We start from the raw sequence: 20484 nt of genomic DNA on the forward strand, positions 1-20484 counted from the left end.
TGGTGGCAGCACAGCACCGGTTCTCCACCTACTACATCAACTGCCACCAACTCATTGAACAGCTCAAGAAGGCCCACTTTGAGAACCGTCTGCCGGACAAGCTCAAGGTTCTCGCCAAGTACAGGATGCTCATCATCGACGAGATCGGCTACCTCCCCATGGACATCCAGGGCGCAAATCTCTTTTTCCAGCTCATTGCCAGACGGTATGAGAAAACGTCCACCGTTTTTACCTCCAACAAGACCTTCTCCCAGTGGAACGAGGTCTTTGCCGACGTCACCATCGCCTCCGCCATCCTGGATCGTGTCCTGCATCACTGCACTGTCATTAACATCAAGGGCGAGTCTTACCGCTTGAAAGAACGCAAGGAATTTATGCGCCAGAAGCAGCAAATTGTGAACACTCTTTTTGAGCAAGGCAGCTGCTGATTTTGTTACCCATCCCCGCCGAAAAACTACAAAATTTCTTCGGCGTTTTCTTACAATTTCATATCGGCGTTGACAGCCCGGGATGTGGACGAATATGAGTCTATGGGCTTCCCGGTCTATGCCAAGGGTTTAGTCTGCCGGACTGCGCGGGGGCGCATGGTCCAACTCAGTGTCAACCAGCCCATCCGCTTCGGAGAGGCCCAGGTTCGTCCCGGCGATATCATCTACGCCGACCGCAACGGTATCTGCATCATTCCCCCGGACCGGCTGATGGAGGTTATCGAGCAGGCGGAGATTATCGAGGCCAATGAAAACGCGGTGATCGAGGAGATGAAGCGGGGCATGAGTGCCGTAGAGGCCAGCCAAAAGGCCAACTATGAGGATATGCTGAAGAAAAACTGAGGACAGAAAGGTGTGAGGAGTTTGGGGAGCACAATCATTGAAAAGGTATTTGCCCGGACAGCCGGAAGGCCGGTAAAACCCGGTGAAATTGTGGGTGTCACCGTAGACCGCCTGTTCATCAATGATTTCCAGGGCCCAATCGTATTTTCTCAGTTTGAAACATTGCATGCGGAAGCCGTAGTCCGTCCGGAGATGATTCTGTTCGGCATGGATCACCGGGTTCCTCCGGCGGATGTGAAGTCGGCCAATAACCACAGGATTTGCCGCAAATTCTGCAAGGAGCACGGGATCGAGCGTTTTTCTGAGATCGGCCGGCATGGGATCGGCCACCAGATGATGGTAGAGCACTTTACCCGCCCCGGCGAGGTGGCCTTGGGGACGGATTCCCATGCCACTATGTACGGCGCTCTGGGGACGCTGGCCTGCGGCATCACCTCCTCAGATGCCGCTGTGATTATGGCAACCGGGAAAATCTGGCTCCAGGTCCCGGCAAGTATTCGCATTAACGTGGTAGGCAGGTTGAAGCCCGGTGTAACAGCCAAGGACATCTCACTGGCTATGATCAAGCTGGCGCCTTTGAACCAGTTTATCTACAAGGCGGTGGAAATCGGCGGCGAATGTATCCGTGAGATGAGCGTCTCCGGGCGGCTGGTCATTGCGAATATGGCGGCGGAGATGAATGTAAAATGCGCCATTCTCGAGGCGGACGAAAAGACCTTGGATTTTGTGGGCTGTACTGCGGATGAGTGCCACATCGAGCGGCCTGACTCGGACGCCGTCTATGAGCGGGTACTTACCCTGGATGTATCGGAGCTTGCGCCGCTGATTGCCTGTCCGCACAACGTGGATCAGGTGCGGACCATCTCCGAAGTGGAGGGCCTGGATGTGGATCAGGTTTTCCTGGGCTCCTGCACCAACGGGCGCATTGAGGATCTGGAACAGGCGCTGGAAATACTGGATGGAAAAAAGGTGCATGAGGGAGTCCGGCTGATTGTCGTACCGGCCAGCCAGGAGGTTATGCTGGAGGCAGTGCAGAAGGGGTATATCGAAAAGCTGTTGAAGGCGGGCGCGGCCATCATGACGCCCTCCTGCGCCTCCTGTGCAGGCGCGGGCGCAGGCCTGATCGGCGACGGCGAGCGGGCCATCGCTACCACCAACCGTAACTTTAAGGGCCGTATGGGCAGTCCCAACAGTGAGGTTTACCTTGCCTCTGCCTATGCGGCGGCGGCAGCGGCGGTGACTGGAAAAATCTGTGACCCGCGGGTGTTTTTAGAAGGGGAGGCGGTCAAGTGAAGCGCATCATCAAAGGTAGCGTCTATCTGTGCGGCGACAATGTGACCGCATACCAAATCATTGCGCAAAACCGCTGGGGCCTCGGTCTGAATCCGGAGGAGCTGGGAAAGTGGGCCATGGAAGGCGCCTGTCCGGAGGTCCTTAATGTGGAAAACGGCTTCCGGGATAAGGGGTACTCCATTGTTATCGGAGGTGAGGACTTCGGCGGCGGCGGAAAGAGTATCGAGCATCCTATCGCCGCCCTTCAGGGCGCGGGAATTGAGCTGTTAATTGCCGACTCCTTCTCCCGCTACAGCTTCCGCAATGCCATCAACCGGGGGCTGCCCGCAATTTTGTGTCCGGGTATTACAAAAGTGGTCCACACCGGGGATATCATTGAGGCAGACCTTACCACCGGGACCGTCCGAAACTGCACCACTGGAGCGGAAATCCAGAGCGCGCCGCTCTCTGATCTGGTATTGGAATTTGTGGAGTACGGCGGTATGCTGGCGTATTACCGCAAGAAAAATCAGCAGGACCCGGCCTAAAACGAGATTTTGAGGGAAATGCCGGTATATAAAACTGGCATTTCCCTCGTTTTAGTGGATCAATATGGGACTGCGTCCGGGTAAATGGAGCGAATCACCTTAATGAATTTGGATATGGGAGGAGAGAGGTGTGCCGCCCGTTTCCAGAGGAGGAGATGAGAGATTTCCACAGTGTCCAGGATCGGGATCAGCACGACATTGTTCAGCTGTTGAGCCAGGCTGTCTGAGATAATGGCGCAATCGTGTCCGTTCTGCAGTGCGGATTCAATGAGACTGCTCTGAGCCGTATAAAGGAACACATTGGGCGTGATTCCCATCGCTTGAAACCGATTTTTCACTTGGGTTGTCAAATGGGAATCCTCCTTGGTGAAGATAAGGGATTCATTTGCCAGATCGGCAAAGGTACAGCTGGGAAGGTCGGCCATATGGTGATTTTTTCCGATGGCTAGTATACTGGATGTTTTATAGAGCTGCAGCCCGTCTACAAAGGGAAGCTGGTGCAGATAATCAATGGTCAGTGCCACGTCAACTTGACCGCTTTTCAGCTTCTGAGCCGCTTCCTGCGCATTGCACTCAAACACCTGCACCTGTGTGTTGGGACATTGGGTACGGTATTGCTGAAGAATAGACTGAAAAACCTGGGAGAATGAAAGTGGGACAACGCTGATTCGTAATTGCCGTACATTGCTTTGCAGGGTCTTCATGCGGTTGTACATGGCGTCCACATTGGCCAACAAATCATTGGTCAGGGAGAGAAACGTGCGTCCGGCATCTGTAATTTCAAAGGTCCGGTTATCACGTTTGAGCAGCGTGACGCCGAATTCCGACTCCAGATTGCTGATTGCGATGGAGACGGCGGGCTGGGAGACGTGAAGAAACTCACTGGCCCTGGAAATACTGTTGAATTTGCAGACAGCTTGGTAGTAATATAGTTGTGTTAAGGTCATAGAGCACCTCCATGGACGGCCAGCGGGTCAGAGAGCAAGGTTTTTAATAAGACTATCACAAATATGAAAAAATGTAAAGCGACCGGGATAAGATGCGTCCTGCTTTGGACATTTTCGCAAAGAAGAAGGGATCGACTTGACAAGACAAATCGACTTCACTCAAGGCAGTCTGAGCAGACAGTTGATCTTGTTTTCCGTTCCGCTGGTTATGGGAGAGCTGCTCCAAAATCTATATAACACCGTGGACGCCATTGTGGTCGGAAATTTTGTCAGTGACACTGCGCTGGCGGCAATCAGCGTCTGTTCTACACTGTCCAATCTGCTGATTGGCTTTTTTAATGGCATGTCCATCGGCGCGATTGTCATTGTGTCACGGGTGTTTGGCAGCAAACAGGAGGAACTCTTGCGGCGGTATATCCGGGTTACCTTTACGTTCTCGGCGATATTGGGCGTATTCCTGTCGGTGGCCGGTATTTGCGGGACCGAATTTTTGCTCCGGCTTTCCGCTGTCCCGGACGACGCCTATGGAGAGGCAGTCATTTATCTGCGCGTCTATTTAGCGGGGATCATGTTTACTGTAATTTATAACGTAAGCGCGGGAATCCTGCGTGCTATCGGAGATTTTAGCACACCGTTTATGATCTTGCTGCTGACCTGCTGTATCAATATCGTACTGGATGTCCTCTTTGTGGCGGTTCTTCACTTAGGGGTCGCGGGCGTCAGTGTTGCCACGGTAATTTCCCAGTTTATTTCCGTTGTGGTTGTGTACATGAAAATCTGCAGACAGAGCCGTGCTCCGTGCTTTTCCATTCGCGAGACGATGTACTATGGAAAGAAAATTGTGTTGGAGCTGCTGAGCATAGGGATGCCATCCGGACTGCAAAGCTCCTTGGTTTCCTTTTCCAATCTATTTGTCTGGCGGTATGTCAACCAATTCAGTTCGGTGGCCACGGCGGGCATCGGTGTGGCCCAGCGGCTGGATAAATTTATTGCCATGCCCTGCAAGGCGTTTGGGACAACGGTCACAACCTGCGTCAGCCAGAATATTGGAGCAAAAAATTATAAGCGGGCCAGCAGCAGCGTCCGAATTTGCATCAGGCTGTCGCTATCCGTCACAATTACACTGGAGCTGGTCGTCCTTCTGTTCAGACGGCAGTGTGTGGGACTGTTTAACGATAACCCAGAGGTCATTGCAATCGGTGCGGCTATGATGCGGACAATCTTGCCCATGTATGTGGTTTTTGCTTTGAGGGAGATCCTGTACGGTGTCCTGCGTGGTCACGGCTATACGCATATTACCACAATTCTGTCGCTGATTGGGATGGTTGGCGTTCGTCAGCTGTTCCTGGCTGTTTCTATGGCGGTCAATCCAACAATTACCAACATTTATTGGTGCTATCCAATTGCGTGGGGGAGCACTTTGGTTCTGATTTATGGCTACTACCTCGTTGTGAAACACAGACCTGAATGGGAAAAAGAAGCAAATAAGGAGGAGATAATCACATGAAGCCAACAATCTACATCCCGCGCGTCATCGCAGAAGAGGGAACAAATTATCTGACAGATCGCGGCTTGGCCGTTCGAATTGGGACTGCCATGGATGAAGAGTCCATGTGCCGTGAAGTGAAGGGCTGTCAGGGCATTCTGGTCCGCACCGCACAGATCACACGGAAGGTGATGGAGGCGGAGCCGGAGCTGAAAATAATAGCCCGGCACGGTACCGGGCTGGACATCATTGATGTAGACGCCGCGACGCAACTAGGCATTCAAGTGACCAATACACCTGAGTCGAACGGCCCCTCTGTGGCGGAACTGACAATGGGCGGAATGATTGCAGCGGCCAGAAAGCTTCCGCTGCTGAATGAGTCCGCAAAACGGGGAGACTTTTTCTTCAAGACCCACTGCCCGGGCGCTGAGTTGACCGGAAAAATGTTGGGCTTGGTGGGCTTTGGTGACATTGGCCGGCGGGTCGCTCAAATTGCCGCACTGGGCTTTCAAATGGACATAGCTGTTTATGAGGGACACATGGAGGGTAAGCCGGTCCCGGATTATGTGCGGTTGGTCAGCTGGAAGGAGTTGTTCCGGTCTGCGGATTTTGTCTCGCTGCATATTCCGATGCGTCCAGAAAATGAGAATCTGGTGGGCAAACGGGAGTTCGGATGGATGAAGCCGTCTGCAATTTTTGTCAACACGGCCCGAGGCAAGGTGGTATGTGAGCAAGCGCTGCTGGAGGCACTGGAGTCCAGCGAGATCGCCGGAGCCTTTTTAGATGTTCTGAGCGTGGAGCCGTTCTCCGCCGGTCATCCGCTTCTGAACCAGCCGAACGTTATTGTAACGCCGCATATTGGCTCAAACACCGGGGAGGCGCTGGCACGTTCGGGCCTCCATGCGGCCATGGATATCGTCTCTTTCTTCCGGGGAGAACCGCTGCGCTGGCCAGTCAATCATGTATATTAGAAAAGACAGCCACCCACTGTGTTTATAAATCAAATTTATACATAATTTATATTCTTAATTTTACAATTGATACCCACTGTGATATAATTTTCATACACAAGTTATCCAAATTGAAAACGTAAAAGGGGTAAGGAGGGTGACCGTGAAGAAGACGATAGCAGAAACAATTATCGCGGCATACACCGGCCTGGAGAGGTCCATCCTGGTGATAAAGAGAGGGGTATTTTGATATGGCAATGGGAAAACGGGTATTTACGCAGCGCAAGCTGGTTGATCCGGACATTTTAAAGGGCTTTGTGGGCCTGCCCGCCTCTAATATCGGCGATAGCTTTGAGCGTATTGGTTGTATGGATCCCCGCATTAAGCTGATGTCGGCCCCTCAAGGTGTGTCCTTTGTGGGAAGTGCGTTGACCATTAAGTCCCGGGGCGGGGACAATCTGCTGATCCACTATGTTTTGGAGAACATTGCCAAGGAGGGCGACTTCCTGATCGTTTCCAACGAGGGCTGTCCTACCCGCTCTGTGATTGGCCAAAATATGGCCTGCTCCATGCAGTCGCTGAAGCTGGCCGGCATCGTGATTGACGGCCCCATTCGTGATCTGGATGCCATCAGGGAGATGGACTTCCCTGTATACGCCACAGGCGCCTGCCCGGGTGGGCCATTTAAGGACGGCCCCGGCGAGGTCAACGTTCCTGTGGCCTGCGGCAACATTACGGTCAACCCCGGCGACGTGATTGTCGGTGACCAGGACGGTATCTGTGTGATTCCACGCCAGGAGGCCACAGTGATTCTGGAGGAGGCCAAAAAGAAGTTTGAAATCGACCAGGCCAGTCTGGCCAAGGCCAAGGCGGGCAACAGCTACGGCCAAGGCAAATGGGCCGCCGCACTGGAGAAAAAGGATTTTGAAATTATTGATGGCTGCTACACATTCTAATTGAGAAAAGTAATTCCGTTGAATTAGAACTGTGCTGGGAAGATGAATTTTTATGATTATTGATGTTCGTCCCTATAGGCTGCAACTGTGCTATCGAAACGACTTTGCTGAGAAGTATCCCGAGTTTACAGACGAGGAATACGACGTAGTTATGGGCGGAAATGCGAAGAGAATCTACCTCCTATAAGTCATAAAAATTCTGCGCAAGAAACATTCAGCTTTCAGGTAGCGTCTGAAAGCTGAATTTATATATCGAAATCAATATGATGGAGGTCGTAGTTGTGCTGAATCTTGACAGAAGCAAGTTTGTAACGCCAGAGGTTGCCGCAGAAAAAGCGGTTCATTCTGGGTGTTGGGTTGATTATGGATTCGGCGGTGGATATCCGGAGCTGATGGACCGAGCTTTGGCCGCCCGGAAAGAGCAGCTGGCTGATGTCAAAATACGTGGTGGACTTGTGCTGCACCCCCGGATTGAGGCAGTGGAGTGTGACCCGGAACAGACCACATTCCATTACTACAGTTGGCATATCGGAGATTATGAGCGCAAGCTGCAATCCCGTGGTCTGGTACAGTTTATGCCCACGATGCTGCGCTCACTGCCCTATCTCTACCGGGACCGCCATATTCGGTGTGATGTTGCGTTTGTTCCGGTCTCCCTGCCGGATAATCAAGGATACTGCGGCTTGGGTATCTCCAACTACGCCTGGCACACTATTATTAAAAGTGCCCATACAGTGGTTTTTGAGATCAACGAAAAACTGCCAAAGCTGCAAGGAATCAGTGGTTCTCATCAGGTCCATCTTTCTGAGGCCGACTACATTGTAGAAGGGGAGCATGAGCCGTTGCCTCAGCGTGTCTATCGGGAGCCTTCGCCTGTAGACTTGAAAATTGCTGAGCTGGTTGTAAAGGAAATCCCGGACGGAGCAGTCCTTTCCTTGGGTGTAGGCGGTGTGCCGTTTGCCATTGCGAATATGTTGGCGGAATCTGATATCAAAGATTTAGGCTGTCATACCGGCACCATCAGCGACGCATTTATGTGTCTGTACCAGCGCGGAAAACTGACCAATGCCCGTAAGGAGATCGACCGGGGTTATTCTACCTGGAATTTGGCAATGGGTTCCCAGGAGATCTACGACTGGTTAGACCGTGAACCGGAACTGTTTCACCCTGGTGATGTGGACTATGTCCATGCTCCGGACCGCATAGGGCAGATGAGCAATGTAATCAGCATCAATGGAGGTATTGAACTGGACCTGATGGGGCAGGAAAACGCAGAAAGTGCCAGTACCCGTCAACTATCCGGTATCGGTGGTCAATTGGATTTTCTGGAAGGGGCATTTCGCTCTAAAGGGGGAAAAGGATTTATCTGTCTCAACGCAACACATCAAAAAAAGGATGGTACACTGAAATCTAATATTGTGCCCTGTATCTCTGGTGAAAGTACAGTTTCTGCACCTCGGACGATGACTCAATGTGTGGCAACAGAATATGGTGTTGTTAAATTAAGCGGGTTAAGTCTGCTGGAACGCGCTAAGGCGATGGCGTCAATTGCTCATCCGGATTTTCGGGAGGAATTGCTTCAATATGCATTTGTTGCCTTTTCGAGGTGAAAGTCTATCGAAAAAGGCGCTATAGACAACCCAAAATTTGTGTAAAGCTCCGATGTGATGTAGAATATGAGCGACACATTGGAGGTTTAAGAAATGGCCAGAAAGAAGCATACGCTTTTCCGCTACCTCCTTTAGCCCTGAACTAAAGGATCGTTGATTCTTCGGTGCTGACAATGGAGCTCTTTTTATTCTTGGCCTTAACGTTTTTGTACCATTGTACTTCAAAATGTTATAAAAAAGCACAAAACCTTCGGATTTTCCGGAGGTTTTGTGCTTTTGTGGCACCCGCGGGAGGATTCGAACCTCTGGCCTACCGCTTAGGAGGCGGTCGCTCTATCCATCTGAGCTACGCGGGCTTATGAAAATGCCGGACTGAAATCGAACTTTAGACGGTACGCTTGTGCCCCTGAAGTGGGATGCTCTATTCCCTGCTTAGAGGGCGGATATCTCTGCTATTTTAGCCCAACCCGGGCCATCTGTCAACGGTAAAATGACCAACTATCCGCAAAAAATGACCGACTATCCCAAATTGGTGGACAGAGTGGGCCGGAGGGGCTATACTGGAAGGCGGAGAGGGGGAAGGGGCCGTGGAAGTGGAGATTAAAGTGGAGCCGGGCCGGCAGGAGCCGAAAATTGTCATCCTGGCCGGGGAGGAGAGCGGGGAACTGCGCCGCCTGGCGGAGGAGCTGTCCAGACTGGCCCTGAGTCCCGTCCCGGTGAGCCGGGGGGAGGATAAGCTGCTGCTCCCCCAGGGGGAGTTTCTCCGGTTCTATACCGACGGCAAGGGTGTGTCCGCCCAGACTGCTCAGGAGGTATTTACTGTCCGCCTGCGGCTGTATGAGCTGGAGGAGCGGCTGGATCAGACCCGGTTTGTCCGGATCTCAAACAGCGAGATTATCAACCTGGACCGGGTTACGGCGGTGGATCTGTCTCTGGCGGGCAGCATCTGCATGACCCTGGACGGGGCGGTAAAGGCTTACGTGTCCCGGCGGTACATGAAGAAAATCAAGGAAGTGCTGAATGGAGGAAGGAGGAGCCGCGGTGAGAGAGGATAGATGGGCCTGGCTGGTCCGGATGCTGGCCGGAGGGGGGGCGGGCCTGCTGGCTGCGCTGATATTCGTCCCCTATTTTATGGATACCCGGCTTGTGAACCCTGTAATGTGCTTGCTGTGTGTCGCCCTGGGGGTGGCGGCGGGGCTGGCCACCCTGCCCTTCGCCGACGACGGAAAATCTCTGCTGCTGCGCTCCGGCGCCCACTTCGCGGTGACCTCCGCCCTGTTTGTCCTGCTGATGGCCCAGTTCTATGGCTGGTGGTGGGAGGGACTGCTACTGCTGGAGGGGATGCTGGCTCTGCTGTACGCCCTGATCTGGCTGGGGCGTTGGATCGGCTGGTATATGGAGGTGATGCAGCTGCGGACCCTGCTGGGGCTGGACGCCGGGCCGTCCCCCCTGAAATGGCGGGAGACCCTGCCGTATGCGCCCTTTGTCCTGCTGCTGTGTGACGGCCTGCCCCTGCTCCTGCGGTGGGCAGAGCATGAGATACAGAGGGGCAGCATTCTTGAGCTTCCCGTTCTGTCCGCGCTGATTCTGCCCTTTGTGCTGCTGCCGGCGGGGGGCTTCTTCGCCGGAGTGTCTCTGGGCAAGCGGCAGGGTGTGTGCCCCCTGTACCCGCTGGCCTGCTTTGTGTGCTATCTGCCTATGCTGTCCCTGCTGTCCACCGCCGAACTGTTCCACGGCTTCCTGGCGGCGGTTCCCGCCCTGGCAGGCAACGTGCTGGGATGGATGTACCGCCGGGCGGTGCCAAAGAGGGGAGATGCGTAATGGGGAGCATTGTGGAACAGGCATTTTATAATATCTGCGCTTCCGTTATCATTTGGCTTGTACTGGTCCCATGCGGCATCTTCTTTTTAACGGCGTTCATCTTTATTGTGATGAAATGTATCCGAGAACTATGGAAAGAATAAACGCAGAGGCCCCGCCGGTCGGCGGGGCCCTTTTGTGCTCAGGACAGCTGGAACTGTCCGGTGTACAGCCGGTAGTACCGGCCTTTTTCCTCCAGAAGGTGCTCATGACTGCCCTTCTCCTCAATCTCTCCGTGCTCAATAACCACAATACAGTTGGAGTTGCGCACGGTGGACAGGCGGTGGGCGATAACAAACACCGTCCGGCCCTCCATGAGGGAGTCCATGCCCCGCTGAATGAGGGCCTCCGTCCGTGTGTCGATGGAGGAGGTGGCCTCGTCCAGAATCATCACCGGCGGGTCGGCCACGGCGGCCCGGGCGATGGCTAAGAGCTGCCGCTGGCCCTGGGACAGGTTGGCTCCGTCGCCGGTGACCATGGTCTGATAGCCCTCGGGCAGGCGGCGGATGAAGGAGTGGGCGTTGGCGCTCTTAGCGGCGGCGATACACTCCTCGTCGGTGGCGTCCAGCCGGCCGTAGCGAATGTTGTCCATAATGGTGCCGGTGAACAGGTGGGTGTCCTGGAGCACCGCCCCCAGAGAGCGGCGCAGATCGTCCTTGCGGATGGCCTTCACGTCGATGCCGTCGTAGGTGATGAGTCCGCCCTCGATCTCGTAGAAGCGGTTAATCAGGTTGGTGATGGTGGTCTTGCCCGCGCCGGTGGAGCCCACAAAGGCGATTTTCTGCCCCGGGTCGGCGTAGACCGACACATCCTTCAAAATCCGCTTTCCCGGGACATAGGAGAAGTCTACATTTCGGAAGCGCACCGCGCCTTTCAGCTCGGTCAGGCAGAAATCCTCCCCGGGGACGTTGCGTACCGTGCCCCGGATCAGGTGGAGGCTCATCTCCCCGTCGGGACCGGGGTATTTCCAGGCCCAGCCGTGGTCGGCCAGCATGGCCGGGTCGGGGACGGACTCCGGGTCGGTGATCTCGGTGAGGACCTCGTCCTCCCCCACAAAGACGGGGACCAACTCCATGCCGTTGCCCTGGGGAGTCCTCCAGGCCCAGACCTTGGGCCGTCCCTGGCCGGTGAAGGGGGAGAGGGTGCCATTCTGATCCTTTTCCGCAGGAACCAGGGTGACAGAGCCCTGATTTACCTCGGCGGCGGTGTCCATCACCTCGAAGATGCGCTCCGCCCCCGCCATGGCGGACAACAGGGTAGTCATCTGCTGGGAGATCTGGTTCAGAGGCTGGCCCACCTGCCGGGAGTAGTTGAGATAAATCGCCAGTCCACCCAGGTCGAAGCCCTGGAGGACGGAGAGCAGCCCGCCGAAGGCGGCGGTGAGGGCGTAACTGATGTTCATCAGGTTGCTCGCCACCGGCATGATGACCCCGGAATAGAAGTTGGCTTTCTGGGCGGCATCCCGGTAGGCGTTGTTCAGCTCCTGGAACTTGGCCTTGGCCGCCTCCTCGTGGGTGAAGGCCTTTACCACCTTCAGCCCCTCGATGGTCTCCTGAATTTCTCCGTTGACCGCCCCCAGGGCGGCCTGCTGCTTCTGATAGAACTTTCGGCTGCGGCTGCCCAGCTGCTTGAACAGGAACATGGTGAGCACCAGCACCAGAACAGTGGCAAAAAACAGCTTCCAGTTGATGACCAGCATGAGGACCACCAGCCCCACGAACATCAGGCTGCTGGAGAACAGGGAGACCATGCTCTGCTGAAGGGCCATCTGCACGTTGTCGGCGTCGTTGGTGAACCGGCTCATCAGCTCCCCGTGGGGGTGCTGGTCGAAGTAGGACAGGGGGAGCTTCTGCAGGGCGTCGAACAGGTCCTTTCGCAGGCGGTTGACCCCCTTCTCCGCCAGACGGACCATGGCGGCGGACTGGCCGTAGGTGGCCAGGCAGCCCAGCAGATAGACCCCCGCCAGCTGAAGGATGGCGATGCCCAACCCGGCGAAGTCGGTGCAGCCCGACCAGATAAAGCTGTTGATGATAGGCCGCACCAGATAGGACCCGCCCAGATTGGTGCCCACCGACACCAGCAGGCAGAACAGCACGAACAGCAGGGGCAGCTTGCTTTTGGTGAGGTAGCCCACCAGCCGGATCATGGTCTTTTTCAGGTTTTTGGGTTTGACATAGCCCCCTCTTGGGGCACGATTGGGTCCTGGCATTATCCGCCCACCCCCTCTTGCTGAGATTGATAGATCTCCTGATAGATTTTGTTGCCTGCCAGCAGCTCCTCATGGGTGCCCCGTCCAGCGATGTGGTCGTCGTCCAGGATGAGAATCTCGTCGGCGTACTGCACCGAGGAAATCCGCTGGGCGATGATGATGACGGTGGTGTCCTTCAGGTTCTTGTGGAAGGACTCCCGGATGGCCGCCTCGGTGGCCGAGTCCACGGCGGAGGTGGAGTCGTCCAGAATGAGGATGGCCGGCCTGCGGAGCATGGCCCGGGCGATGCACAGCCGCTGCTTCTGCCCGCCGGAGACGTTGGTGCCTCCCTGGGTCAGCTCCGTGTCGAAGCCCTGGGGCAGGGACATGATAAAGTCGTAGGCCTGGGCATCCTTCGCCGCCTGGACGATCTCCTCCTCGGTGGCGTCCGGCTTGCCCCACAGCAGGTTCTCCCGGACGGTGCCGGTGAAGAGGATGTTGGTCTGGAGCACCATGCCGATGCGGGCGCGCAGCTCCTCCAGGGGGTAGTCCCGCACGTCCACCCCGTCCACCAGCACGGCCCCGCCAGTGGCGTCGTAGAACCGGGGAATCAGGTTGACCAAGGAGGACTTGCCGGTGCCGGTGCCGCCTACGACAGCCACAAACTGCCCTGGCTCCACGGTGAAGCTGATGTGGGAGAGTACGTCGTCCCCAGTGCCCGAGGCGGCGTATTTGAAGGACACGTCCTTAAACTCCACCCGGCCTCTGGGGACGGGGAGGGAGGGGGTGTCCTCCTTGTTCTGAACGGAGGGGACGGCGGTGAGCACCTCGTTGATCCGCCGGGCGCAGGCCTGGGCCCGGGAGAGCTGGAGCAGAGACATGGCTACCATCATCACACTCATGAGAACCTGCATGATGTAGCTGAGAAAGGCGTTCAGGTCACCCAGCTCAAAGCTGGCCCCCATGACCATTTTGCCGCCGAAGTAGAGGACGGCCAAGGTGGCCCCGTTCAGGCACAGCATCATGATGGGCATGATGGCGATGATCCGCATCCCTACGGTGAGGCCGGCCTCCATCAGCTCGTCGCTGGAGCGGTTGAATTTCTCCCGCTCGTGGTCCTCCCGGACAAAGGCCTTCACGACCCGGATGGCCACCAGATTCTCCTGGAGGACATTATTCAGCCCGTCGATCTTTTTCTGCATCGCGTCGAAGAGCCTGGTGCACACCTTCATCAGTACGGCGATGGCCAGCACCATCAGCGGGATGATGACCAGCAGGATCAAGGCCAGCCGTGCGTTGAGGTACAGGCTGACCCCAAGCGCGGCAATGAGCATCACCGGTGCACGAACCAGCATACGCAGGCCCATGGCCAGCATCATGGTCATGGCGTTCACGTCATTGGTCATGCGGGTAATCAGGGAGGCGGAGGAGAAGCGGTCGATATCGGCGAAGGAAAAGTCCTGCACCTTGTTGAACAGGCACTGGCGCAGGTTGGCGCCGAAGCCCTGGCTGGCAAAGGTGGCGTATTTGGCGGAGCCCACGCCGCAGGCCATAGCCAGCAGGGCCAGCACCAGCATCAGCCCGCCCAGGAGGAAAATGTGGCCCACATCCCCCGAGGGGATGGCAACATCCACAACCTCCGCCATCACCAGGGGAAGGACGAGCTCGCAGACGACCTCCAGGATGATGAGAATGGGGGACTTGACTGCCTCTTTTTTGTAACCCTGCAAATGGGTCAGGAACAGGGAAAGCAAGGTAAAATCACTCCTTTTTGTGAGAATTTGTCAGATTGTCCAGCATCCGGCGCTGAAACTGGGCCAGCAGCGCCAGCTCCTCCCGGGAGAAGCCGGCCAGCATGCGGTCGGAGACCCGGACGAAGACCTCCCGGCAGCCCTCTACGGCGGCGGCACCCTTTTCGGTGAGGATGACCCGGTTGCGCCGGGCGTCCCTGGGCCAGGGCTCCCGGCGGACATAGCCGTCCCGCTCCAGGCACTTCAGCGAGTTGGCAACGGCGGGAGGGGAGACGTGAAGCAGGTCGGCCAGCTCCCGCTGAGCCTGGCACTGGCCCTCCGGGTCCTCGTCGGCGGACTGGAGGATGGACACCAGCAGGGGATGGCCCACCTTTTCCAGCCCGGCGGCGTTCAGCTCCGCCTGCACCGCCGCGCGGTGGGCGTTGCTCAGGCTGCGGGACAGCAGCTCCATCTCGTGAAACGAAGCTTCCACGAGAAAACCTCCTTTCAAAATAGTTAATCTGTTAATGATTAATCCGTTGATTATTTTACTCGGAAAGAAAAAAATGTCAAGCGGTTTTTGCCGGGTTCAAAAATTGTTTACAGATGAAAAACAATCTGGTTGTGGAGCTTGCTGAAAATCCCGCTGTCATTTCTGGCGGCGGGTTACACTTGCATTACTTAGAGCGTGACGCTATACTATTGTTAAGTGTTAGTGAAATGAGGTTTACAAATGTACGATGTAATTGTTGCCGGCGCTGGCCCTGCCGGAGGCACGGCTGCTCCCTTCTGAATGGGGCCAGGCGGTTTCATAAAATGCTGAAAACGGTTTTTGTCCTGCGGGCAGATTGACAAATCGGGCCGGCGTGTTATACTAAACAAAAGCGGTACTGTATAGACGGAGGTGATTTTCTTGCTGATTACCCGGGAGACGGAGTATGCCCTGCGAATCCTGCGCGCGCTGAGTCGGGGAGAGCAGCTGCCCGCTGCCGCTGTCGCCCAGCGGGAGCATATGTCCAAGGCGGTCACGCTGAAAATTTTGAAGTGCCTCCACGCCGCCGGCCTGGTGGACAGCCGTCGGGGGCCCAGCGGGGGCTACCGCCTGGAGCGGCCCTGTGAGGAGCTGTATCTGTGGGATCTGTTTTGCGCCATGGGAGATCCCTTCCTGGTCAACCGCTGCCAGCAGCCGGATTACCACTGTGAAAACCGGCCCCAGGGGGAGTGCGGCCTGTGCCGGGAGCTGACCCGGATTCAGGGCGTGCTGGACGCCGAGCTGCGCAAAACGCCGCTGAGCGTCATATTCCAGGAAATGGACGGATAAACAGGACAAAGCCTGTGCGCTGTGCACAGGCTTTGTCGTGCATCCGGGGCGGCTGTCAGGCCTCCAGCTTTTTGGCCGCCTTGGCCAGAAAGCGCTCGTCGATGATGATGAAGCGCTCATGGATGCCCTGGCCGATCAGACCCTTTTCGTCGTAGGCGGACACCCTCAGGACAAGGCGCTTGCCGTCCACCTGGGTGACCTCGCTCTCCGCCCAGACCTTCAGTCCCACCGGGGTTGCGCTGTCGTGGGAAATATCCAGCTTGGTGCCTACGGTGCTCTGTCCCAGGTCCAGATGGGGGGCGATGGACTTCCAGGAAGCCTCCTCCATGAGGGCGCACAGAAATGGGGTCCCAAATACGGGCAGGGCCCCGGAGCAGGCCGCCTGAGCGGTGTTGGCGCCGCTTACAACGGCTTCTGCCCGGCCCTTCAGGCCGACTGTAACAGGCATAATGATGTCCTCCTTATCTTTGGTTGTCTGATTATAGCACAGGGAAAAGGAAAAATCCAGTAGGGGGCGGCCTCCGTGCCGCCCCGCTGTTTAATTTATGACCTGGCCGAAGGGGGCGGCCTCCGCGCCGCCCCGCTGTTTAATTCATGACCTGGCCGAAGGGGGCGGGACAGAGCCCGCCCCCTACATCTCAGACCGGATATCCGTCATCGCGTTGATAACTACCCAGCCCTGGGGGAAGGGCCGGTCCAGGTTCCAGACGCCCAGGCCGTACAGGCCGTAGTCAAGGGCCAGCTGCGCCTTGGCCTGAATGGAGCGGGCGTCCTCGAACCAGACCTCGTGCTCAGCCCCCCGATCATCCACGTAGCGGAACCAGGGGGACTGGGCGCTCTCGTCATACCGGATGGCTGTCCGGCGGTTCCAGGCCAGCCGGACGGCCTCCACATTGTTCAGGGATTTGGCCCGGCCTCCCTCCCGGAAGGGCAGGGTCCAGTCGTAGCCGTAGTTGGGGACGCCGAGGAAGAGCTGGCTGGGGGTAAACTCAGTGAGGGCGTACTCCACCACCTGGCGCACCTGGGGGAGGGGGGCTACTGCCATGGGCGGGCTGGCGAGGTTGCCCCACTCATAGGTCATCAGCAGAGCGAAGTCCACCGACTGGGCGATGAGGCGGTAGTCAATGCCCTCATAGAGCCGGCCGGGCTGACTTGCGGAGGTCTTGGGGGCCAGGGCGGCGATAAGGGGCCGCCCGCTGGGGGCCAGAGCCCGGCGCAGGCGGGCCAGGAACCGGGCGTAGGCCCGGGCGTCCTCGGCCAGGACAAGCTCAAAGTCCACATCCACCCACCGATAGCCCCTGCGATCCGCAGTGCGGATAATCTCCTCGATCAGCTCCTTCTGGTCGTCCTCATCCTCCAGCAGCTCGTGGGCCAGCTCACCGGAGAAGCGCTCGTTCTCGTCCAGGTTGGACAGGTGGAGGACGGGGGCCACCCGGCTCTGGAGGGCGGCATTCACCAGCGGCTCGTCCCGGAGAGGGATCAGGTCGTCCCCATCAAAGCGGTAGGTGAAGGGGGTGAGCAGGGACAGGTAGGGCAGGGTGGCCCGGAGCAGGTCCCGGTCAATGGTGGGGTAGGCGTAGGCGTTGACGGAGAGGGTCCCCTGGGGCGGGACGCCGTACCGGACCACGATGACCTGCCCGGGACAGATCAGGTCCCGGCCCTGAAGGCCGGGGTTGTTGCGCAGCAGCTGGGCGGCGGTGGTGCCGTGCATCCGAGCGATGGAATACAGCGAGTCCCCCGCTTGGACGGTGTGGGTCAGCTCGGGGTACTGGATTACGATGGTCTGCCCCACCACCAGCTGGGAGGGGTCGGGGAGCTGGTTGTCCTGAATCAGCCGCTCCATGGGGACGCCGTATTGCTGGGCCAGCCGGTACAGGGTGTCGCCGGGCTGAACAACATGGATGTCCATAATATTACCTCCAATTATGTAGGGGCGCATATTATGCGCCCATTTTTGAGATTTCGAGGATTTGCGGCTCATATCCGCCCTACAGCTTACACCACTGTCACGTACTGGCTGCTGGCGTAGCCGATGGTTCCGTTATAGTTCACCAGGTGCCAGCCGCCGGCGGTATTGATAATGGTGAGAGGCGCGCCGTCGGGGGCCTGGGCGACGATGGCGGCGGAGGTGTTGGGCCGGGCCCGGATGTTCAGACTGCCCCACTCCACGTCTACCACACCGGGGCGGCGGTGCTCCGTCTCGAAGAAGGGGATGCCGAAATATTCCGTCAGGGCCAGGGCGATGACCCGGGCGGCGCTGTCGATGTTGGCCTTGATCCAGTCGGCGTCCTCCGGATTGTCGTGGAAGGCCAGCTCGATGAGAACGGCGGGGGCCTTGACCTTGGCTACCTCCCCCAGGGTGGTGGTGGCCTCGGTGCGCACCCTGTTGGGGTCGGGGTAGATGGTTTTCAGGCCGTCGGCGATGAGCTCCGCCGCCCGCTGGCCGTCGGCACTGCCGGGGTAATAGAAGACGATGGAGCCCCGGGCCTTTCCCGCCTGGTCACCGGCGGCGGCGTTGGAGTGGAGGGCCAGGTGCAGGTCGTAGTTTCCCGCGTTGGAGGCGGCAATGGAGGACGCGGCAGTCATATCCGGGGTGTTCCGGGCGTACCGGATGCCGGAGGCGTCCAGATAGGGGACGATCTTGTCGGCCAGCAGATTCATCCACTCCTCCTCTGTTCCCCCGTTGACGTAGTGGTTCCAGTCCTGTGTAGATGGAGATAAATATATAATGGGCATAGCAATGCACCTCCCGAAATTTACCTATCCTATGAAAAAATTTTGGAATCTGTGCAACCTTTTCTTCTGGCTTGCGTCTATACAAATGAAGCGGTATTATGTAGGGCACGACGACCCGGCGTGCCGATTACAGAGACATGGGGGCGGCGTGCCCGGTGGTCACGCCCTACACGCTGAGATTAGGAGGGGTGTTATGAAAAGAAGAAAGCTGTTTGCCATCAGTCTTGCGGCCATGCTGCTGCTGGGGGCGGGGTGCGGAGCGAAAAGAGCAAATTCCGCCTCCCCCAGCGTGGGCCAGCCCGCCACCAGCGCCGGGCCCATCGGGCCCTGCGGGGAGGCGGAGAACGAATACTGGGACATGAACATGGGGGGCGAGGACTTTTTGCCTGCCCCCGAGGAACCCGGCGAGCCCGACATGCCCCAGGGAGGGGCTGAGGGCGGCTCCATCTACCAGAACCCCCAGGCCAAGCTGATCCGCCGGGCGGAGCTGACCATTCAGACGGAGAAATTCGACGAGAGCGAGGCCGCCCTGAAAAGGCTGACGGCGGAGTGTGAGGGCTACTTTGAAAACGCCTCCCTCTACGGCGGCAGCCGCCGGGACGCCTACGCCAACCGCTCCGGGGAGTACACCGTCCGGGTGCCGGCGGAGAAGTATGATCAGTTCCTGTCTGGAACCGGGAACCTGGGCTATGTAACGAATAAAGCCGAGAGCAGCAAGGACGTGGGGGAGGAGTATTTCGACATTGAGGCCCGCCTCAAGACCCAGCGCACCAAGCAGGAGCGGCTGCTGGCCCTGCTGGAGAAGGCGGAGACCATGGAGGATATCATCGCCCTGGAGAGCGCCCTCAGCGATGTGGAGTATCAGATCGAGATGTACTCCTCTGATCTGCGGCGGTACGATGCCCTGATCGGGTATTCCACCTTCAACGTCTACCTCAATGAGGTGAACCGGGTCACCGAGGAGGTGGGAGAGACCGCCTCCCTGGGCGCACGGATGGCCGCCGGCTTCCAGGCCAGCGTCCACGGCTTGGGTCAGGGCTTCCAGAATTTCCTTGTTTGGGTGTCCTACAACGTGTTCCTGCTGGTGGTCCTGGCCGCTGCTGCCGCTGCGGGTGTGGTCATTGGAAAGCGGAAGCTGAAAAAGCTGCGGGAGCAGGAAAAAAAGCCGGATGGGGAATAAAACCAGAGCCGCCTTGTCACATTTGACAAAGCGGCTTCTTTTTTGAAAAAACTCTTGACATTGCCGTAACGTCAGCGGTTAAGATAGTCCCAGGAGGTGATCGTTATGGAATATACCATTCAGAAGCTGTCGCGCCTGTCGGGAATGACCACCCGCGCCCTGCGCTGGTACGACAAGATCGGCCTGCTGAAGCCAACCGGCCGGACGGAGGGCGGATACCGCCTCTACGGCCCGGCAGAGGTGGACCGGCTCCAGGACATCCTGTACTACCGGGCCCTCGGGGTGGAGCTGGCCCGGGTGAAGGAAATTCTGGATGACCCCTCCTTCGACCGCCTGGCCGTCCTGCGCAGCCATTTAACCGCCCTGGAGGCGGAGCGGGACCGGGTCCAGGGGCTGATCGACTCCGTAAGGGAGACGATCCGAACACAGGAAAGGGATGAGAGCATGTCAGACGAGAAGAAATTTGAGGCCTTCAAGCGGCAGTTTGTGGAGGAGAAGGAGCGGCAGTACGGCGCCGAGGCCAGGGAGAAATATGGAGACGCGGAGGTGGACGCCTCCAACGCCCGGGTGATGGGGGTGACCCTGGAGCAGTATCAGGAGTATGAGCGTCTGGGGGAAGAGATTCTGGACAAGCTGTCCGCCGCCGTGGCCGCCGGGGCCGACCCGGCAGGGGAGGCGGGGAAGGAGATTACCGCCCTCCACCGCCGCTGGCTCACCATTATGGGTGACAGGTACGACGTCCAGCGCCACAGGGGCATCGCGGAGCTCTATGTCCAGGACGAGCGCTTTACCGCCTGCTATGACAGAGAGCGGCCGGGCTGCGCCAGGTTCCTCCGGGACGCGGTGACCCACTGGACCAAATGATCGAGG

The 20484-nt window shown here is 57.5% G+C and carries 20 protein-coding genes and 1 tRNA gene; 13 read left to right on the plus strand and 8 right to left on the minus strand.

Annotated elements, in window-relative coordinates:
* The 4 genes from D1641_RS00900 to D1641_RS00915 all read left to right on the plus strand — a co-directional run.
* Window positions 1-428, plus strand: a 428-nt coding sequence (locus D1641_RS00900) for an ATP-binding protein (protein ID WP_160662515.1), incomplete at its 5' end; no start/stop codon positions are given.
* Between the two features lie 84 nt (window positions 429-512).
* Complete coding sequence (locus D1641_RS00905; protein ID WP_160662516.1) at window positions 513-830, plus strand: hypothetical protein; 318 nt, start codon at window positions 513-515, stop codon at window positions 828-830.
* Window positions 831-851: 21 nt separating this feature from the next.
* Window positions 852-2123, plus strand: a complete 1272-nt coding sequence (locus D1641_RS00910) for an aconitase/3-isopropylmalate dehydratase large subunit family protein (RefSeq protein ID WP_160662517.1) — start codon at window positions 852-854, stop codon at window positions 2121-2123.
* Window positions 2120-2650, plus strand: a complete 531-nt coding sequence (locus tag D1641_RS00915) for a 3-isopropylmalate dehydratase (RefSeq protein ID WP_160662518.1) — start codon at window positions 2120-2122, stop codon at window positions 2648-2650. Before D1641_RS00910 ends, D1641_RS00915 begins: the two co-directional genes overlap by 4 nt.
* Before the next feature lie 59 nt (window positions 2651-2709).
* On the opposite strand, the gene D1641_RS00920 is transcribed toward D1641_RS00915, so the two are convergent.
* Window positions 2710-3597 carry a LysR family transcriptional regulator gene (locus D1641_RS00920; RefSeq protein WP_160662519.1) on the minus strand — a complete coding sequence of 296 codons (888 nt, stop codon included), beginning with the start codon at window positions 3595-3597 and terminating at the stop codon, window positions 2710-2712.
* Between the two features lie 136 nt (window positions 3598-3733).
* Between D1641_RS00920 and D1641_RS00925 the strand changes: the two genes are divergently transcribed.
* The 4 genes from D1641_RS00925 (at window position 3734) to D1641_RS00940 (ending at window position 8599) form a co-directional block, all read left to right on the plus strand.
* Complete coding sequence (locus D1641_RS00925; RefSeq protein WP_160662520.1) at window positions 3734-5104, plus strand: MATE family efflux transporter; 1371 nt, start codon at window positions 3734-3736, stop codon at window positions 5102-5104.
* Complete coding sequence (locus D1641_RS00930; protein WP_160662521.1) at window positions 5101-6054, plus strand: hydroxyacid dehydrogenase; 954 nt, start codon at window positions 5101-5103, stop codon at window positions 6052-6054. The genes D1641_RS00925 and D1641_RS00930 overlap by 4 nt, the downstream gene beginning before the upstream one ends.
* 230 nt (window positions 6055-6284) lie before the next feature.
* Entirely contained in the window at window positions 6285-6989 is a 705-nt protein-coding gene (locus D1641_RS00935) for an RraA family protein (protein WP_160662522.1), read from the plus strand.
* 281 nt (window positions 6990-7270) lie between these two features.
* Window positions 7271-8599, plus strand: a complete 1329-nt coding sequence (locus D1641_RS00940; protein ID WP_347707360.1) for an acetyl-CoA hydrolase/transferase C-terminal domain-containing protein — start codon at window positions 7271-7273, stop codon at window positions 8597-8599.
* A 279-nt stretch (window positions 8600-8878) separates the two neighbouring features.
* Here D1641_RS00940 and D1641_RS00945 read toward each other — a convergent pair.
* Window positions 8879-8955: transfer RNA gene (locus D1641_RS00945), tRNA-Arg, on the minus strand.
* 231 nt (window positions 8956-9186) lie between these two features.
* Here D1641_RS00945 and D1641_RS00950 point away from each other — a divergent pair.
* Complete coding sequence (locus D1641_RS00950; RefSeq protein WP_160662524.1) at window positions 9187-9654, plus strand: LytTR family DNA-binding domain-containing protein; 468 nt, start codon at window positions 9187-9189, stop codon at window positions 9652-9654.
* A complete protein-coding gene (locus D1641_RS00955) occupies window positions 9641-10420 on the plus strand; it encodes a DUF3021 family protein (RefSeq protein ID WP_160662525.1) in 780 nt (259 codons plus the stop codon). Before D1641_RS00950 ends, D1641_RS00955 begins: the two co-directional genes overlap by 14 nt.
* A 181-nt stretch (window positions 10421-10601) precedes the next feature.
* Here the strand turns inward: D1641_RS00955 and D1641_RS00960 are convergent, their stop codons facing one another.
* The 3 genes from D1641_RS00960 to D1641_RS00970 are packed head-to-tail and all read right to left on the minus strand — an operon-like array spanning window position 10602 to window position 14870.
* Window positions 10602-12668 (minus strand): ABC transporter ATP-binding protein, encoded by a 2067-nt coding sequence (locus tag D1641_RS00960; protein ID WP_160662526.1) that lies wholly within the window; start codon window positions 12666-12668, stop codon window positions 10602-10604.
* Window positions 12668-14401, minus strand: a complete 1734-nt coding sequence (locus D1641_RS00965; RefSeq protein WP_160662527.1) for an ABC transporter ATP-binding protein — start codon at window positions 14399-14401, stop codon at window positions 12668-12670. The genes D1641_RS00960 and D1641_RS00965 overlap by 1 nt, the downstream gene beginning before the upstream one ends.
* Window positions 14402-14408: 7 nt before the next feature.
* Window positions 14409-14870: a MarR family transcriptional regulator gene (locus tag D1641_RS00970; protein WP_160662528.1), complete on the minus strand. Its 462-nt coding sequence runs from the start codon at window positions 14868-14870 to the stop codon at window positions 14409-14411.
* Between the two features lie 420 nt (window positions 14871-15290).
* Here D1641_RS00970 and D1641_RS00975 point away from each other — a divergent pair, with 420 nt between their 5' ends.
* Window positions 15291-15698: an Rrf2 family transcriptional regulator gene (locus D1641_RS00975; protein ID WP_160662529.1), complete on the plus strand. Its 408-nt coding sequence runs from the start codon at window positions 15291-15293 to the stop codon at window positions 15696-15698.
* Window positions 15699-15753: 55 nt separating this feature from the next.
* On the opposite strand, the gene D1641_RS00980 is transcribed toward D1641_RS00975, so the two are convergent.
* The 3 genes from D1641_RS00980 to D1641_RS00990 form a co-directional block, all read right to left on the minus strand.
* Window positions 15754-16146, minus strand: a complete 393-nt coding sequence (locus D1641_RS00980) for a thioesterase family protein (protein WP_201757187.1) — start codon at window positions 16144-16146, stop codon at window positions 15754-15756.
* A gap of 183 nt (window positions 16147-16329) precedes the next feature.
* Window positions 16330-17607, minus strand: coding sequence for a LysM peptidoglycan-binding domain-containing protein (locus D1641_RS00985; RefSeq protein ID WP_160662530.1), 1278 nt, complete (start codon window positions 17605-17607; stop codon window positions 16330-16332).
* Between the two features lie 86 nt (window positions 17608-17693).
* Window positions 17694-18434: an N-acetylmuramoyl-L-alanine amidase gene (locus D1641_RS00990; protein ID WP_160662531.1), complete on the minus strand. Its 741-nt coding sequence runs from the start codon at window positions 18432-18434 to the stop codon at window positions 17694-17696.
* Window positions 18435-18627: 193 nt separating this feature from the next.
* Here D1641_RS00990 and D1641_RS00995 point away from each other — a divergent pair, with 193 nt between their 5' ends.
* Window positions 18628-19614: a DUF4349 domain-containing protein gene (locus D1641_RS00995; RefSeq protein WP_160662532.1), complete on the plus strand. Its 987-nt coding sequence runs from the start codon at window positions 18628-18630 to the stop codon at window positions 19612-19614.
* A gap of 105 nt (window positions 19615-19719) precedes the next feature.
* A complete protein-coding gene (locus D1641_RS01000) occupies window positions 19720-20478 on the plus strand; it encodes a MerR family transcriptional regulator (RefSeq protein WP_160662533.1) in 759 nt (252 codons plus the stop codon).
* Window positions 20479-20484: the final 6 nt, after the last annotated feature.

It is taken from the genome of Colidextribacter sp. OB.20 (assembly GCF_009911595.1).
Classification (GTDB): Bacteria; Bacillota; Clostridia; order Oscillospirales; family Oscillospiraceae; genus Lawsonibacter.

Coding starts and splice junctions, on each gene's coding strand:
- D1641_RS00920 (WP_160662519.1), bottom strand. CDS start 3,597: ATGACCTTAACACAACTATATTACTACCAAGCTGTCTGCAAATTCAAC.
- D1641_RS00930 (WP_160662521.1), top strand. CDS start 5,101: ATGAAGCCAACAATCTACATCCCGCGCGTCATCGCAGAAGAGGGAACA.
- D1641_RS00935 (WP_160662522.1), top strand. CDS start 6,285: ATGGCAATGGGAAAACGGGTATTTACGCAGCGCAAGCTGGTTGATCCG.
- D1641_RS00960 (WP_160662526.1), bottom strand. CDS start 12,668: ATGCCAGGACCCAATCGTGCCCCAAGAGGGGGCTATGTCAAACCCAAA.
- D1641_RS00980 (WP_201757187.1), bottom strand. CDS start 16,146: ATGCCTGTTACAGTCGGCCTGAAGGGCCGGGCAGAAGCCGTTGTAAGC.
- D1641_RS00985 (WP_160662530.1), bottom strand. CDS start 17,607: ATGGACATCCATGTTGTTCAGCCCGGCGACACCCTGTACCGGCTGGCC.
- D1641_RS00990 (WP_160662531.1), bottom strand. CDS start 18,434: ATGCCCATTATATATTTATCTCCATCTACACAGGACTGGAACCACTAC.
- D1641_RS00995 (WP_160662532.1), top strand. CDS start 18,628: ATGAAAAGAAGAAAGCTGTTTGCCATCAGTCTTGCGGCCATGCTGCTG.
- D1641_RS01000 (WP_160662533.1), top strand. CDS start 19,720: ATGGAATATACCATTCAGAAGCTGTCGCGCCTGTCGGGAATGACCACC.